This window comes from Type-C symbiont of Plautia stali (assembly GCF_059730935.1).
Genome location: NZ_AP035923.1, coordinates 2,254,166 through 2,266,897 on the forward strand (window position 1 = coordinate 2,254,166; position 12,732 = coordinate 2,266,897).

Sequence of the window (12,732 nt, forward strand, 5' to 3'; positions counted from 1 at the left end):
CCGGGCCCGTTAGCAGGCCCGGGGCGATCACTCGCTGCGGTTCATTTTGGCTTTCAGCGCAGCCAGCTGCTGGCTGATTTCGTCATCGGCTTTCAGATCGGCAAACTGCTGGTCCAGCGTTTTGCTTTTACCGAAGCGCTGGCTTTCCGCTTCTGCTTCCATGTGATCGATGCGGCGCTCAAAAGATTCGAAGCGTGCCATTGCCTCATCCAGCTTGCCGCTGTCGAGCTGACGACGCACATCGCGTGACGATGAAGCCGCCTGATGACGCAGCGTCAGGGCCTGCTGGCGGGCGCGGGTTTCGCTGAGTTTTTTCTCCAGCTCGCCAATCTCGCCTTTCATGCGATCCAGCGTCTCTTCAACGTGGCTGGCTTCCTGCTGCAGCGCAGCGATCAGGTCAGTCAGCTTCTGTTTCTCAATCAGCGCCGAACGGGCTAAATCTTCTTTCTCTTTACTCAGCGCCAGCTCAGCTTTTTCCTGCCATTCCGCCTGCTGAATTTCGGCCTGCTCAATACGGCGCAGCAGCTGTTTCTTTTCTGCCAGCGCGCGGGCCGAGGTGGAACGCACTTCCACCAGCGTGTCTTCCATTTCCTGAATCATCAGGCGTACCAGTTTCTGCGGATCTTCGGCGCGCTCCAGCAGCGAGTTGATGTTAGCGTTCACGATATCGGCGAAACGAGAAAAAATACCCATAATGATGTTCCTCTGGTTGTCATGTCTTTACGCCCATAACTAATACAAGATGCGTGCCAGTTTTTAAGCTATTGATTTTAATGAATTTTAGTATTTTACAAGCGCCGCACAATCCGTTAAGGTAGTGAAATTAATTAATCAGTGGTGAATTTCATCATGGCAAACGGTAAAGACAATCTGCTGGGCGAGTCGAATAACTTTTTAGAGGTGCTGGAACAGGTATCGAAACTGGCACCGCTGGAGAAACCGGTGCTGGTGACTGGCGAACGCGGTACCGGTAAAGAGCTGATTGCCAGCCGCCTGCACTACCTCTCCGACCGCTGGCAGGGGCCGTTTATTTCGCTCAACTGCGCCGCGCTGAATGAAAACCTGCTGGATTCCGAGCTGTTCGGCCATGAAGCCGGTGCCTTTACCGGCGCCCAGAAGCGCCACCTTGGCCGCTTTGAGCGCGCCGATGGTGGCACGCTGTTTCTGGATGAGCTTGCCACTGCGCCGATGCTGGTGCAGGAGAAACTGCTGCGCGTGATTGAGTATGGCCAGCTGGAACGCGTTGGCGGCAATCAGTCGCTGCAGGTTAACGTGCGGCTGGTGTGCGCTACCAATGAGGATCTGCCCGCGCTGGCCGCCGCCGGCCGTTTTCGCGCCGACCTGCTCGATCGCCTGGCGTTCGATGTCGTCCAGCTGCCGCCGCTGCGCGAGCGCCGCAGCGATATTCTGGTGATGGCCGAGCATTTTGCCATTCAGATGTGCCGCGAGCTGGGCCTGGCGCTGTTTCCCGGCTTTAGCGAGCGCGCTCAGCTCACCCTGTTGCAGCACAGCTGGCCGGGCAACGTGCGTGAACTGAAAAACGTGGTGGAGCGCTCAGTGTACCGTCATCACAGCACCGAACAGGCGCTCGACACCATCATCATCAATCCGTTTGCGCCACGCAGCGCTCCTGCGGTAACAGAGCCAGCAGCAGAACAGCGTGAAAACGCCCTGCCGGCGCTGCCGCTGGATTTACGCCAGTGGCAAAACCAGCAGGAGCGCGCACTGGTCGAAGCCAGTCTGCAACAGGCGCGATACAACCAGCGCCGCGCCGCTGAACTGTTGCGCGTTACTTATCATCAGCTGCGCGCGATGATGAAAAAACACGGGATCGAAGCACAGTAGGGTTTAACTGACGGGTATCGCTGCGGCAGCTGTCAGTTTTGCACGCCGGGTTGTCAGCTATGCGTGAGCCGCGTCCGGCAGGTTACTGCAGACTACAGGCAGACCTCAAGGAGACCCCCATGCTGACTCAACCTGCTGAAAAATATCGCCCGTGGCCTGTCATCAATCTGGCGGATCGCCAGTGGCCGTCACGCCAGATCACCCGCACGCCGCGCTGGCTCTCAACCGATTTGCGTGATGGCAATCAGGCGCTGGCTACGCCGATGGACAGCGCGCGCAAATTAGCATTCTGGCAACTGCTGCTGCGCTGCGGCTTTAAAGAGATTGAAGTAGCGTTTCCCGCCGCCTCGCAAACCGATTTTGATTTTGTGCGCCTGCTGATTGAACAGCAGCACATCCCTCACGACGTCACTATTCAGGTATTAACCCAGGCGCGCGGCGATTTAATCGATCGCACCTTTGCAGCGCTGCGTGACGCGCCGCAGGCGATTATCCATCTGTATAACGCCACCGCCCCGCTGTTCCGTGAGCGCGTATTTCGTCAAAGCAAAGCTGAAATTGTCGAGCTGGCCTGCGCCGCCGCGCGGCAAATCCGCGCACGCTGTGCGGCGCAGCCCGCCACACACTGGACCTTTCAGTACTCGCCGGAAACTTTCTGCTTTACCGAGCCGGAATTTGCGCTGGAAATCTGTGAAGCGGTCGCCGCCATCTGGCAGCCGGGACCGCAGCGGCCGATGATCATCAACCTGCCCGCCACGGTGGAAGTCAACACGCCTAACGTGTATGCCGACCAGATCGAGTATTTCTGTCGCCACTTCAGCCAGCGCTCGCAGGTGGCCATCAGCGTCCATCCGCATAACGATCGCGGCACCGGCATCGCCTGCGCCGAGCTGGCGCTGCTGGCCGGCGCCGATCGCGTTGAAGGCTGTCTGTTTGGTAACGGCGAGCGCACCGGCAACGTCGATCTGGTGACACTGGCGCTGAATCTCTATACCCAGGGCGTGACGCCTGAGCTGGACTTTAGCGATATGCGCGAGGTGCTGGAAGTGGTGACGCGCTGTAACCAGCTGCCGGTCCATCCGCGCCATCCTTACGCCGGCGAACTGGTGTTTACCGCCTTCTCCGGCTCGCATCAGGATGCCATTCGCAAAGGCTTTGCCGAACGCAGCGCGCGTAATGAAGCGATCTGGCAAATACCCTACCTGCCGATCGATCCGCTGGACATCGGCTGCAGCTATGAAGCGGTGATCCGCGTGAACAGCCAGTCCGGTAAAGGCGGTGCCGCCTGGCTGCTGGAACAAAATCACGGCCTGCAACTGCCGCGCGGCCTGCAGCAGGATTTCAGCCGCTGCGTGCAGCAACAGACCGATGCTCACGGCCAGGAGATGACGCACCACGCGCTGTGGCAGCTGTTCTGTCAGCAGTACGGCCTGCAACAGCCACGGTGTCGCCTGCTGCAGGCGGAGAGCCATAGCGATGATCAGGGCGAGACGCGGATTAAAGCGCGCCTGCAGCAGGGTCCGCAGCAGCTGACCCTGGAAGGCCGCGGCAACGGACTGCTGTCAGCAGCGGTCGCCGCGCTGCGTCAGCGCTACGATCTGGCCGTAACCATTGAGGATTACCATGAACACACGCTGGGCAAACGCAGCGACAGCCGTTCGGTGTGCTATATCAGCTGCATCACGCCGCGTGGCGAGCGTGCGTGGGGGGTGGGTATTGATAATGACGTGACGCGCGCCTCGCTCCAGGCATTGCTTAACGCGGCGGGCGCTTTTCTGCCGCCGGAAAGTAGTTCGCTGGCGTAACGCCCAGCACACGGCGAAACATGGCGCTGAAGGCGCTCGGGCTGTCATAACCGAGATCGAGCGCCACGGCCAGCACCGTATCGCCCTGTGCCAGCCGGGTCAGCGCCACGCTCAGCCGGGCACGCCGCAGCCAGTCGCTAAACTGCAAACCGGTTTCGCGACTGAAATGGCGCGCCAGCGTGCGCTCCGCTACACACAGCTGCGCCGCCGCGCGCGCCAGCGTCCAGCTCTCGCCCGGCGCCTGCTGAATCTGCTGGCACAGCGTCAGCAACCGGTCGCTGTGCGGCAGTGGCAGGCCAAACGGCAGCACGTCCATCACGCGAATTTCATCGAGAATCAGCTCGTAAATGCGCTCGGCGCGACTGCCAGACGCGTAATGCTCCGGCAGCGCCAGCGCGCTGACGATCAGCTCCCGCAGCAGCGGCGATATCTGCACCACCTGACAGCTGGAAGGCAGATCGGCGCGCGCCAGCGGATCGACAAACAGCGTGCGCGCCGCCACGCTGCCAACGATGTGCAGCGCATGACGCGTGCCGGCCGGCAGCCACACGCCGCGGCTGGGCGGCACAATCCAGCTGCCGTGTTGCGTTTCCACTTTCACCACGCCGCTCAAAGTATGTATCAGCTGCGCGCAGTGGTGATAGTGCCACGGCTCCGCATCGCCGTGCGCATAATCATGCGCATACGGCACCAGCGGACGCTGCGAGAAGTCAAAGTCGAGCCGCTGACTCATTTAGCGTTTCAGATACTGATAAACCGCCGCCAGATCCTGCTCGCCGTAACCGGCATCGACCGCCTGCTGCCAGACATCGACGATGTTTTCCAGCGCCGGCAGCGAGGTGTCGCCGGCCGCGTCCAGCGCCAGCCGCGCATCCTTCAGCGCCCAGATCAGATGCATCTGCGGCGTAAAGTCGCCGCTGGCAATCATGCCGAGTTTCATTTTGGCGTACGGCGCTGCCAGCGGACCGCCTTCCAGCACCTGCCAGAGATCGTCGGTAGTGAAACCAAACTGCTCTGCCAGCCGGGTGCTTTCGGCAAGACTCTGCATCAGGCCAATCAGCCAGCTATTCACCACCAGCTTCATGCGCGAGCTGGCACCGGCGGCCCCCAGCCACTGCGTCCCTTTACCAATCGCGGCGAACACCTGCTCCGCCGCCTGGGCGCGCTGCCGGTCGCCGCTGGCCATCACCAGAATCTGCGCGTTTTCAGCCGGCGCTTTGGTACCGGAGACCGGCGCATCAATAAACACCACGTCCGGCCGTGCGGCCGCCAGCCCGGCGATCAGCGCGTCGGTCGCTTCAACACCGATGGTGCCCATCTGCGCCACGGTAGCCCCCTGCTGCAGTGCGTTCTGCACCTGGTTAAGCGTGGCGCGCGTGGTAGCGCCGTCCGCCAGCATGGCAATCACCACGTCTGCGCCTTCCACAGCCTGCGCGGCGCTGTCGCTCAGCGTCAGGCCTGCGGCCACCAGATCTTCACCTTTGGCACGCGTGCGGTTCCAGCCGCGCACGGTAAAGCCTTTCTTCAACAGATTGGCGGCAAATGCGTGCCCCATCGCGCCTAATCCCAGTACCGCCACTACAGGTTGCTGACTCATGTTTTCTCCTTCTTCTTACCGCAGGCAAAACGATCACACTGACAGAAATTGGGGCTGACAGCCAGGCCAGAGGTGCGGTGAAAGGACATTTTTCATGCCACACTTAACAGGGTTCCGCCCTACTATTAACGCTTTTCAAACCCGCGCTAAAACGATTAACATACGCGCGATAAATGTCCCGATTGGTTCATTTCACGTCTTTTACGGTTATTAAAATGAAAATTGCTCTTTTGCGACAGGCGCCGTTGCTGATGCTGCCTGCACTCCTGCCGCTGCCGCTCTTGGCGGCGGACAATGCCAGCAATACCCTGGTGGTGAGCGCCGCGCCCGCGGCCAGTGGACTTTCTGAGCTGGATACTCCGGCGGCGGTCAGCGTTGTCAGCGGCGACGATATGCGCCACGCCGCACCGCGCGTTAACCTGTCTGAAAACCTCACCAGCGTACCGGGTCTGCAAATTCAAAACAGACAAAATTATGCGCAGGACCTGCAGATTTCAGTGCGCGGCTTTGGTTCGCGTTCCACCTTCGGCCTGCGCGGCATTCGCCTGTACGTTGACGGCATTCCGGCCAGCATGCCAGATGGCCAGGGGCAAACCTCGAATATCGATATCGGTTCCATCGATCGCGTGGAGGTGCTGCGCGGTCCGTTCTCCGCGCTGTACGGTAACGCATCGGGCGGCGTCATCAATGTGGAAACCCAGCGCGGCCAGCAGCCGACCACGCTGGAAGCCAGCAGCTGGTACGGCAGCTACGGCAGCTGGCGCAACAGCGTGAAAGCGAGCGGTGCCACCGGTGATGGCAGCCACGCCGGCGATGTTGACTATACGGTGTCGGCTTCGCGCTTCACCACGCACGGCTATCGCGACCACAGCGCCGCGCAGAAGAACCTCGGCAATGCCAGGCTTGGCGTGCGCATTGACGATGTCAGCACCCTGACGCTGCTGTTCAACAGCGTTCACGTTGAGGCGCAGGATCCGGGCGGCCTGACGCCAGCACAGTGGCATGATAATCCGCGCCAGGTGGCCAGCAACGTCGCGCTGTACAACGCGCGCAAAACGGTCGACCAGACCCAGGCGGGCCTGCACTACCAGCGCCAGATGAGCGACAACGACGACCTCAGCGTGATGCTCTATGCCGGTGAACGGGAAACCACCCAGTATCAGTCCATCCCGATGGCGACCCAGCTGAAAGCCGGCTATCCCGGTGGTGTCATTTCACTGGCGCGCCACTATCAGGGCATCGATACGCGCTGGACGCACCGCGCGACGCTGTTGACGCTGCCGGTGACCCTGACCGGCGGCCTCGACTATGAAACCATGAGCGAGAAGCGCAAAGGCTATCAGAACTTCACCCGCAGTGACGGCGCCACCGACTACGGCGTGCAGGGTGATCTGCGCCGCAACGAGCGCAACCTGATGTGGAACCTCGATCCCTATCTGCAGACCGCGTGGCAGCTGAGCGATCGCTGGTCGCTGGACGCCGGCGTGCGCTTCAGCACGGTCAATTTCGATGCTAACGACTATTACGTGACCGCCAGCGATCCGGATGACAGCGGTAATCGCCGCTATCATCGCTGGCTGCCTGCGGCTTCGCTCAAATACGCGATTGATGATGGCTGGAATGCCTATGTTTCCGCCGGTCGCGGCTTTGAAACGCCGACGCTCAATGAACTCTCCTACCGCGCGGCGGATCAGGCCGGGCTCAATCTCAACCTGCAGCCCGCCACCAGCAATACCGTGGAGCTCGGCAGCAAAAAACGCCTCGGCAACGGCCTGCTGACCGCTGCGCTGTTTCAGACCGATACCAAAAACGAGATCGTGTCAGACAGCAGTTACGAAGGCCGCACCAGCTACAAAAATGCCGGTGAGACGCGCCGCCGTGGCCTGGAACTCGGGCTCGATCAGCAGTTTGGCTATGACTGGCACCTGAAAGCCGCATGGACGCTGCTCGACGCGCGCTACCGCAGTAACGCCTGCGGCAGCGACAGCTGTGACGGCAAGCGCATCCCCGGTATTGCGCGCAATATGGCCTACGCCGGACTGGCCTACGCGCCGGAGCAAGGCTGGTATGCTGGCGGCGACCTGCGCTACCTGAGCGACATTGCGGCCAACGACCAGAATGATGTCAAAGCGCCGGCGTATACGGTGGTGGGACTGAACAGCGGCTATAAATGGCTGGTGCAGAACTGGACGCTGGATCTGTTTGGTCGCGTGGATAATCTGCTCGATCGCCACTATATCGGCTCAGTCATCGTTAATGAGAGCAATGGCCGGTATTACGAACCCGCACCGGGGCGTAATTACAGCGTCGGCCTGACGCTGAGCTACGCTTTCCAGTAATCTAAAGCGGGCACCGGCGCACGTCGGTGCCTTATTCAGGTGCGATAACGTGCTGAACCGACAAATTTCGAAAATTGCTCACTCCAGATTTGCACGGCGCAATATTCCTGCGGATCGATGCCTTCCGGCAGTGATTTAATAAAATCACCAAAGTTATTTAAATCGCCAATTAACGCCGACTGATGCTTTATTTGCAGAAATGAATGCTGATCAAACGCCTGAGTTTTGGTGAGGTAAATTTTATAGTGTGGCCCGGGGGCAATTTCCCCCTCAAAAGCGATGACGTTTTCATTGAGATAGACCTTGCCGCTGGCCCAGTACAGCGCATCACTGCCGGCTGATGGCGATCAAACTCGCCGCTATATAGCGCCTGCTGTTTCGCCAGATCAACCTCCTTTTGCGTGGCATTCACTTCCGCGGTAATTAACGGTGACAACACCAGACCTAAGGTAATACCGGTGCCCAGAAAAAACAGGCTGGCGATGAGATAAAGCACGTTCAATTTTTTTAGCATCCCTACCTCCCTGCAGCAGAATAGCGCTGTATTTCTCTACCTGATCCTGCTGCTCACTGGTGTTAATAAAAACGTAAAGTCAGGCTAAATATTGGTTATCGTGTTGCTGTGCATACTGTGACAGTAACCAGCGCTGTTACAACCAACTCTCAACGGCGGCAGGGAAAGCGAGGCGCAGCAGAATAACCCGCGGCAGCGAGCAGCAAAGATAAGGGCCGGCAGCGCCAGCCCTGGAGGGAAAAGATCAGTTCAGCAGCGCGAGGATTTCGTCAGTGGTGCCGGTTTCACCGAGGCGCGGGAAGATGCGCTCAATGCTGTTGTGGTGGGTTTCGGCGTTCAGGCAGCTCATCGCATCAGTCGCCAGCGTAACGTTGTAGCCCAGCTCGTATGCCTGACGCGCCGTGGATTCCACGCCGATACTGGTGGCAATCCCGCACACCACCACCTGCGTCACGCCACGCTGCTGCAGCTGCTGGTGCAGATCGGTATTGTGAAACGCGCCCCAGGTTTTTTTCGTTACGCTGATATCGCCCGGCTGCGGTGTCATTTCCGGCACCAGCACCGCCCAGTCTGCCGGCAGAGCAGCATCGTGACGCGGCTGCTGATTGCGGCCCGGCGCGCCGCCCGCCACGTTCACCAGCACCACCGGCAGCTGTTTCGCGCGAAACGCCTGCGTCAGCTGCGTGGCGCGTGCAATCACTTCATCCGGATGGCGCGGCGTAACCGGCAGGCGGACGATGCCGTGCTGCAGGTCGATGACAATCAGGGCGGTTTGGGCATCTAACGTGGTGACAGCCATGGTGAGTCCTCTCAAATTAGTGGTCAGCGAGTCGTTGCAGTAAGGGAATGGCGGCCAGCAGCGTTTGCTGTTCCTGCGGGCTGAGCAGGCTGCTGATACTGTGCAGCAGCCAGTCGTCACGCTGGGCGCGATTGCTGGCGATGAGCTGCAGGCAGGCAGCGGTAGGCTGATAACGGGTTTTGCGGCCATCCTGAGCATCGGCCACGCCCTGTACCAGGCCCAGCGTCTGCAGGCTGGCGACCGTGGCACTCATCGACTGGCTGCGCACCCCTTCGCGCGCGGCCAGCTCGGTCACCGTCATTGCGCCGTCGCGCACCAGATAACCCAGCACGGAAACCTGCGGCCAGGTGAGATCGCCCGGCGGGGCCGATTCACGCAGGCGGCGCATCAGTTTGCCATTAATGCTGCGTAACGCGGCAGCGGCGCTAATCAGCTCGCTCATCGCCCTTCTCCTTTACTGATGAGACCGCAGTATATAAATACGCAGGTAAACTGTGTAGTTTGCCTTCGTATCAATTTGTAATTGCGCATCCCGCCGCTCAGCTGCGCTGCAAATAGTGAATCAGGCTATGAAAGCGCAACGGGCTGGCCAGCGGATTGCGATAGCTGTGCGGCTGATCGGCGGCGAACTGGCTGGCTTCTCCGGCCTGCAGGCGACGCCAGCTGCCCGCCATGCCCAGCAACAGCTCACCTTCCAGCACCACCACCTGCTCAATCACCCCGCTTTCGTGCGCTGACGAATCGCTTTGCGCACCCGCCGCCAGCGTCACTTCCAGCAGATCGAAGCGCAAACGCGCGTCATACGGCAGCAGCGGCTTCACCTGCATTTGTGCATTGGGCTGGCTGAAGGTCGCCACATCGCCCGACGGCTGCGCCCCGCTCTGCACAAAAAAGGAGAACGGCACATTAAAGCCGGTGGCGATTTTCCATAGCGTGGCGATCGTTGGACTCGACTCGCCGCGCTCAATCTGACCGAGCATGGCTTTACTCACGCCGGTGCGCGCCGCCGCCAGCGTCAGGCTCCAGCCATTAGCCTGACGCAGCTGCTTCAGCGCCTGGCTGAGATGTTGATGCAGATTTTCCATGAATTCTCCTGAAAAGCGGGCGCGCAGTGTACCACTTGTGCGCGCCATACCGTGCGTGCCACAATGTGCGTTATAACGCACAACAGGATGTGATTCCATGACCACTGCGACTGTTCGTCCGGCTTTTTCCTTTCCGATGCTGATTTCCGGCCTGATCGCCGTGCTGGTCGGCTACAGCAGCACCGCGGCGCTGATCTTCCAGGCGGCGCAGGCCGCAGGCGCCTCACCGGCGCAGATTGGCGGCTGGCTGTCGATGCTGGGCGTGGGCATGGGGTTGGCGTCACTCGGCCTGTCGCTGTGGACGCGGATGCCGGTGCTCGCCGCCTGGTCGACGCCGGGTGCCGCGCTGCTGGCCACCAGCGTGCACGGCCTGACGCTCAATGAAGTGGTCGGGGTGTTTGTCGCGACCAATCTGCTGATTGTGCTGAGCGGCGTGACCGGCCTGTTTGCCCGGCTGATGAACCACATTCCCCAGTCGCTGGCGGCCGCGATGCTGGCGGGGATACTGCTGCGATTTGGCATCGGCACTTTCAGCGGCTTACAGGATCATTTTGCCCTGTGCGGCAGCATGTGTCTGGTATGGCTGCTGAGCCGCCGCTGGCTGCCGCGTTATGCCATTCTGCTGGCGCTGGTGACAGGCGTACTGGTGGCGCTGGGTCAGCGCGCCATTCACTTTCCGCCTCATGCGCTAACGCTAAGCGTGCCGGAATTTATCATGCCGCACTTTAATCCTGCCGCGCTGATTGGCGTCGGCTTGCCCTACTTCCTGGTAACCATGGCGTCGCAGAATGCGCCCGGTATTGCCACGCTGCAGGCGCATGGCTACTGGCCGCCGGTCTCCGCGCTCACCGGCTGGACCGGCCTGATCGCGCTGCTGCTGTCGCCGTTCGGCGGCTTTTCGGTGTGTATTGCGGCGATCACCGCCGCGATCTGCATGGGCGATGATGTCGATCCGGACCCGGCGCGCCGCTGGGTGGCTTCCGCGCTGGCGGGCGTGTTCTATCTGCTGACCGGCTTTACCGGCGCGCTGATCGCCGTGATGCTCAGCGCATTGCCGCCGGTGCTGATCGCCACGCTGGCCGGTCTGGCACTGCTGGCCACGCTGGCGGGCAGTCTGCAGCGCGCGCTGGCGGAACCGGCGCAACGCGACAGCGCCATCGTGGCATTCCTGATCACCGCCAGCGGCATCTCCCTGCTCGGCGTCGGCTCGGCGTTCTGGGGCCTGATCGGGGGCGTCCTCACCCATTTGCTGCTCAGCCCACGCCGGAACGGTTAACATTTCACCACCCCGCGTACCGTGGGGGGAATAACGCCCTGTTTTCCCCCCTTTTTCCCCCGTTTGATTGCGGCGCATTTGGCTTAAGATCACTACCATCGCCCATCACACCCGATGTTTGGCTTCAGATAACCACCGATAAGGGCCCAACGAGTGGCAAAAACTTTTCTGCGCAGCGGTAATCTCGACGCGTTACTGGCACTGGGGGAGAACGGCCAGCCGGTCTGGGCTTCTGCCCTGCAAATTCGCGAAACGTTACGTTTGCGCCGCCAGACAACACTGGCCAACTGCCTCGCGATCCCGCAGGCCAACGAGCGCGGTGACCGCCTTGACTGGTACGCGCCATTCAGCGGCAAAGTGAAATCCTGGCTGGCGGCCAGCGATCGCGAAAAGCGTCAGGCGCTGGATCAGCTCACCCTTAATCAGCAGGATTTGCAGGCGCTCAGCCTGCGCGCCCGGGATGCCGACAATCCGGCGATGCGCCTGTTTGGGGCGCTGCTGGCAAAGACGCTGCAGTTTCCCGATCAGCAATACGTCTATCTGGTGGATGGCAAGCCGGTGATCACCTTCTGGGGCTTTGTCGACCCGCAGGCGCGCACGCGTGATGATGCGCTGGCCTGCCTGCGCGACAGCCTTGATGAAGAGCTGCCGCCGCTGGTGGTGCCCGCGCCGGAGCCAGAAAGGGCTGCCGCGCCTGAACCGGTTGCGGCACCCGTTGTGGCGGAGCCCGAGCCGGAACTGCTGGCGGAACCCGAACCACAGCCTGAACCTGCACCGCTGAGCGTTGTCGCCGACGCGCCTGCGCGGAAGAAATCCGCACTGCGCCCGCTGCTGCTGGTGCTGCCTCTGGCGGCTGCCGCCGCAGCGGGTGTGGCCTTCTGGTTACACAACGCGCCGGTCCAGCCGGCAGAAACCGAAACCGCGCCAGTGGTCAGCGCCGCGCCCGCGCTGGCCCCGGCGATGCTGGCGAAAGCACAGACGCTGGCCGCCACGCTGCCGCACAGCAGTGCGACGGTGACGCCTGCGCCGACACCGGCTGCCCCACCGGCACCGCCGGAGGTCGTAGCGGAGCATACCGAACCGGCCAAAGCGGACGATCTGGTGATGACGGCCGATGACGCGCGCCTCGGCTCGGTGAAATTTATCAATGGTACCTGGCGTGTGACGCTGCGTCAGACCAATCTGCCGACCGGCAAGCCGCCGAGCCTGCGCTATCGGATCCGCAACGGTAAAGGCAGCGCAGTGATTACCCAGGGCGACAATATTCGCTGTAAAGCCGATGTCACCGCCGCCATGACCAGCGCCGGCACCATGGTAGTGCGCAGCCGCTATACTGCCAGCTGCAGCGATAAATCACGCTATCGCATGCCGGAGCTGGTGTGCAAAGCCGGTGATGGCATTGCCAGCTGTACGGCGCAGTATGGCGCCGATCAGGTGTTCCCGTTGACGATTAAGCGTGAGAGTAAGTAACC

The 12,732-nt window shown here is 61.1% G+C and carries 13 protein-coding genes; 5 read left to right on the forward strand and 8 right to left on the reverse strand.

All coding sequences use genetic code 11. The features are described from left to right. Nucleotides 1-27 precede the first annotated feature (27 nt). On the reverse strand, nt 28-693 hold the full coding sequence (gene pspA, locus AC6I7J_RS10570; RefSeq protein WP_058758491.1) for a phage shock protein PspA: 666 nt from the start codon (nt 691-693) through the stop codon (nt 28-30). A 156-nt stretch (nt 694-849) separates the two neighbouring features. Between pspA and pspF the strand changes: the two genes are divergently transcribed. Together pspF and leuA are read left to right on the forward strand one after the other, a co-directional pair. Then, complete coding sequence (gene pspF, locus AC6I7J_RS10575) at nt 850-1,845, forward strand: phage shock protein operon transcriptional activator (protein WP_021506140.1); 996 nt, start codon at nt 850-852, stop codon at nt 1,843-1,845. 119 nt (nt 1,846-1,964) lie between these two features. Further along, nucleotides 1,965-3,650, forward strand: coding sequence for a 2-isopropylmalate synthase (gene leuA / locus AC6I7J_RS10580; RefSeq protein WP_498005621.1), 1,686 nt, complete (start codon nt 1,965-1,967; stop codon nt 3,648-3,650). On the opposite strand, the gene AC6I7J_RS10585 is transcribed toward leuA, so the two are convergent. Both AC6I7J_RS10585 and AC6I7J_RS10590 read right to left on the reverse strand, forming a co-directional pair. Next, entirely contained in the window at nt 3,601-4,383 is a 783-nt protein-coding gene (locus AC6I7J_RS10585) for an AraC family transcriptional regulator (RefSeq protein ID WP_498005623.1), read from the reverse strand. The two genes, leuA and AC6I7J_RS10585, sit on opposite strands and share 50 nt — an antisense overlap. Then, nucleotides 4,384-5,247, reverse strand: a complete 864-nt coding sequence (locus AC6I7J_RS10590) for an NAD(P)-dependent oxidoreductase (RefSeq protein WP_215480273.1) — start codon at nt 5,245-5,247, stop codon at nt 4,384-4,386. A gap of 215 nt (nt 5,248-5,462) precedes the next feature. On the opposite strand from AC6I7J_RS10590, the gene pqqU reads away from it, so the two are divergent. Then, nucleotides 5,463-7,586, forward strand: coding sequence for a TonB-dependent receptor PqqU (pqqU, locus tag AC6I7J_RS10595; protein ID WP_262255742.1), 2,124 nt, complete (start codon nt 5,463-5,465; stop codon nt 7,584-7,586). A gap of 35 nt (nt 7,587-7,621) precedes the next feature. Here pqqU and AC6I7J_RS10600 read toward each other — a convergent pair whose 3' ends face one another. The 5 genes from AC6I7J_RS10600 to AC6I7J_RS10620 all read right to left on the reverse strand — a co-directional run bounded on the left by AC6I7J_RS10600 (nt 7,622) and on the right by AC6I7J_RS10620 (nt 9,984). Next, on the reverse strand, nt 7,622-7,867 hold the full coding sequence (locus AC6I7J_RS10600) for a DM13 domain-containing protein (protein WP_498007224.1): 246 nt from the start codon (nt 7,865-7,867) through the stop codon (nt 7,622-7,624). Continuing rightward, the gene (locus AC6I7J_RS10605; protein ID WP_498005626.1) at nt 7,774-8,100 is read right to left on the reverse strand and encodes a hypothetical protein; all 327 of its coding nucleotides are present in this window, start codon (nt 8,098-8,100) and stop codon (nt 7,774-7,776) included. The genes AC6I7J_RS10600 and AC6I7J_RS10605 overlap by 94 nt, the downstream gene beginning before the upstream one ends. A gap of 244 nt (nt 8,101-8,344) precedes the next feature. Further along, on the reverse strand, nt 8,345-8,899 hold the full coding sequence (locus AC6I7J_RS10610; protein WP_058758482.1) for an isochorismatase family protein: 555 nt from the start codon (nt 8,897-8,899) through the stop codon (nt 8,345-8,347). A gap of 16 nt (nt 8,900-8,915) precedes the next feature. After that, on the reverse strand, nt 8,916-9,341 hold the full coding sequence (locus AC6I7J_RS10615) for a MarR family winged helix-turn-helix transcriptional regulator (RefSeq protein ID WP_021506146.1): 426 nt from the start codon (nt 9,339-9,341) through the stop codon (nt 8,916-8,918). Nucleotides 9,342-9,438: 97 nt separating this feature from the next. After that, nucleotides 9,439-9,984, reverse strand: coding sequence for a helix-turn-helix domain-containing protein (locus AC6I7J_RS10620; protein ID WP_021506147.1), 546 nt, complete (start codon nt 9,982-9,984; stop codon nt 9,439-9,441). A 97-nt stretch (nt 9,985-10,081) separates the two neighbouring features. On the opposite strand from AC6I7J_RS10620, the gene AC6I7J_RS10625 reads away from it, so the two are divergent. Both AC6I7J_RS10625 and AC6I7J_RS10630 read left to right on the forward strand, forming a co-directional pair. Next, nucleotides 10,082-11,260, forward strand: a complete 1,179-nt coding sequence (locus tag AC6I7J_RS10625; protein WP_498005628.1) for a benzoate/H(+) symporter BenE family transporter — start codon at nt 10,082-10,084, stop codon at nt 11,258-11,260. Between the two features lie 153 nt (nt 11,261-11,413). Next, on the forward strand, nt 11,414-12,730 hold the full coding sequence (locus tag AC6I7J_RS10630; RefSeq protein WP_498005630.1) for an SrfA family protein: 1,317 nt from the start codon (nt 11,414-11,416) through the stop codon (nt 12,728-12,730). Nucleotides 12,731-12,732 lie beyond the last annotated feature (2 nt).